Origin of the sequence: Methylophaga sp. UBA1464 (assembly GCF_002325665.1) — a bacterium.
Taxonomy (GTDB): domain Bacteria; phylum Pseudomonadota; class Gammaproteobacteria; order Nitrosococcales; family Methylophagaceae; genus Methylophaga.
Window position 1 is genome coordinate 97,151 of record NZ_DCSO01000077.1, and the last position, 2,594, is coordinate 99,744.

At 46.0% G+C, this 2,594-nt stretch carries 2 protein-coding genes; one reads left to right on the forward strand and one right to left on the reverse strand.

The window, feature by feature from the left end; all coding sequences use genetic code 11:
* Positions 1–931: glutamyl-tRNA reductase (gene hemA / locus B3O33_RS09720; RefSeq protein ID WP_292363503.1), on the reverse strand; the 931-nt coding region annotated here is incomplete at its 3' end.
* A 122-nt stretch (positions 932–1,053) separates the two neighbouring features.
* Between hemA and B3O33_RS09725 the strand changes: the two genes are divergently transcribed.
* The coding region (locus tag B3O33_RS09725; protein ID WP_292363504.1) for a hypothetical protein at positions 1,054–2,594 on the forward strand (1,541 nt) is incomplete at its 3' end.

Here is a 2,594-nt window from a genome sequence, read left to right on the forward strand (position 1 = left end):
ACTGTAAATTCTCTTCAATAATGTCGTGCAGATCATCAACGGTATAAAGATAGATATCTTCCAGCTGGCCGACTTCGGCTTCAATATCACGGGGCACGGCAATATCCACCATAAAAATGGGCCGCCGTTTGCGTTGTTTCAACGCGCTTTCGACAGTCCCTTTTCCTAAAATAGGTAATTGACTGGCGGTCGAGCTGATCACGATATCGGCTTCAGCAAGGTGGGCCGGGATTTCACTTAAACTGATGGCGTAGCCATTCACCGACGTTGCCAGCATATGTGCTCTTTCAACGGTACGGTTAGCGATAATCAAACGTTTAATGCCATTATCAAATAAGTGACGTGCCACCAGTTCAATGGTTTCTCCGGCACCGATTAATAACGCGGTTGATTCCGCCAGATTACTGAAAATCTGCTTTGCCAGACTGACAGCAGCGAAGGCGACTGAAACCGGACTGTTACCAATGGCGGTATCCGTGCGTACTTGTTTGGCAACGGCAAAGGCATGCTGGAACAGACGACCTAATGATTTTCCCAGCGCTTTTGCATTCAGGGCCTGAGTGTAAGCTGTTTTTAGCTGACCGAGAATCTGCGGCTCACCTAACACTAACGAATCCAGACCACTGGCGACACGAAATAAATGCCTGACTGCATCCGCACCTTCATAGTGATAAAGGTAGGACTGTAACGCAGTGGCATCCTGTTGCTGAAAGTTATGCAACCATAACAGGACGCTATTGTCATAATCCTCGTCCAGGTGACAGTATATTTCGGTGCGATTGCAGGTTGATACAATGACTGCTTCAATGACGCTGTCATTTAACATCAGTGACGCTAAAGCCAAAGGTAATTTATCAGCATCAAAGCTAAGCTTCTCGCGCACAGCAACCGGAGCGGTTGTGTGATTAATGCCGTAAGTGACAAGATGCATAATTAAGGAGTCGTGTTGTATGCTGTTAAACTTTACAGCCTTCAGCTAAGTTGTCTGATATTTCGGTCTGGATAAGACTAATTCGCCATTCTATCAAACTCAATCAGTCAGGTCGTTGAATTATGGATTTATTGCAACAGTTACACTGTCATTCCAAACAGTTTGCCGCTTCGGCAACTTGGTTGATGATACCTATTTTACTGTTTGGATGCGCTGCTACTGCTCAGCAATCAGACGAAAGCGCTACACTGCAACCGATTGACTTAAACAAACCTGAAGTGGTCGATACTGCGCAACCTGCAATGGATTTGCCACTTACGCCGGAACTGGTTTATTACGTACTTGCCGCTGAAATTGCCGGGCAACGCGGACAACTGGACATTGCGGTGGATTTATACAATCAGGCAGCAGAAATAACCGACTCGCCCAATCTGGCAGGTCGTTCCGCGCGAATATCCACTTTTTCCCGGGATCCCAAACGCATCAATCGGGCATTGACTCGCTGGCAGGAAGTTTCACCGGACGAAGCCGAAGTCTATGTGATGCGGGTGCCGTTTTTGTTAATGGAAGATAACTACCCTGAAGTGGTTAAAAACATGAACAAGGCATTTGCTCTGGAGCCGGAAAATAAAGAAAGATATCTGGAAAGTCTGGCTGCCAATTTAAGTGAAAAAGGCGATCCGGAAAGAGGTTTACAGACCATTCTGGAATTGGATATCTATAAAAATGACGATCCGGCAGCACGTTTTACTTACGCCCGGCTGGCGGCATATTTCCAGCGATTTGATGTTGCCGAAATGACCGTGGATGAATTGCTCGAGGAAGAGCCACGCAACGAAGCGTATCTGGCATTAAAAGCGGATTTACTGCAAACATTCAACAAAAGTGACGAAGCATTAAAACTTATTGCCAAAGCGGCAGAGCAGGAAGGGGCCAGTGAATCCTTACGCTTTACCTATGGCAAATTATTAGGGGAAAGCGGTCAATCGGAAAAAGCCAAACGGGTTTTTGAAGAATTGAATCTGGAAAACCCGGATAATCCGGACGTCATTTTTGCACTGGGGCTATTGGCGTTAGAGCGTGAAGATGGACAAACCGCCAAGACCTTTTTCAGTCAGTTATTACAAATGGGTGATGCCGGAGGCCAGGCCAGTTATTTTATGGGCCTTGCAGAAGAAATGAATGACAATATTGATTCTGCGCTGGTGTGGTTTGCTTCTGTACCTGTAGACAGCCAACGATTTGAAATGGCGCAAACCCGGTATATCAATCTGCTTGCTGAACAAGGTGACATTGATAAAGCACGGAAACATTTGCAATTACTGCGTCAGGAACGTCCACAGCAGGCGATTGATTTTTATTTGTTTGAGTCTGCTTTCTTACGCGACCAAGGCATGCCGGAAGAGTCTGTTAATGTGTTAAGTGAAGCATTGGTTAATTATCCGGGCAATCTGGATTTGCTGTACAGCCGAGCCATGGTGGCAGAATCGATAGATAACCTGGAAATGCTGGAAACCGATTTACGAACCATGTTGCAAATCGATCCGAATAATTCTCAGGCTTTAAATGCATTGGGTTATACCCTGACAGATCGCACTGACCGTCATGAAGAAGCGTTAGAGCTGATTAATAAGGCTCTGGAGTTGCGTCCCAATGATCCGTC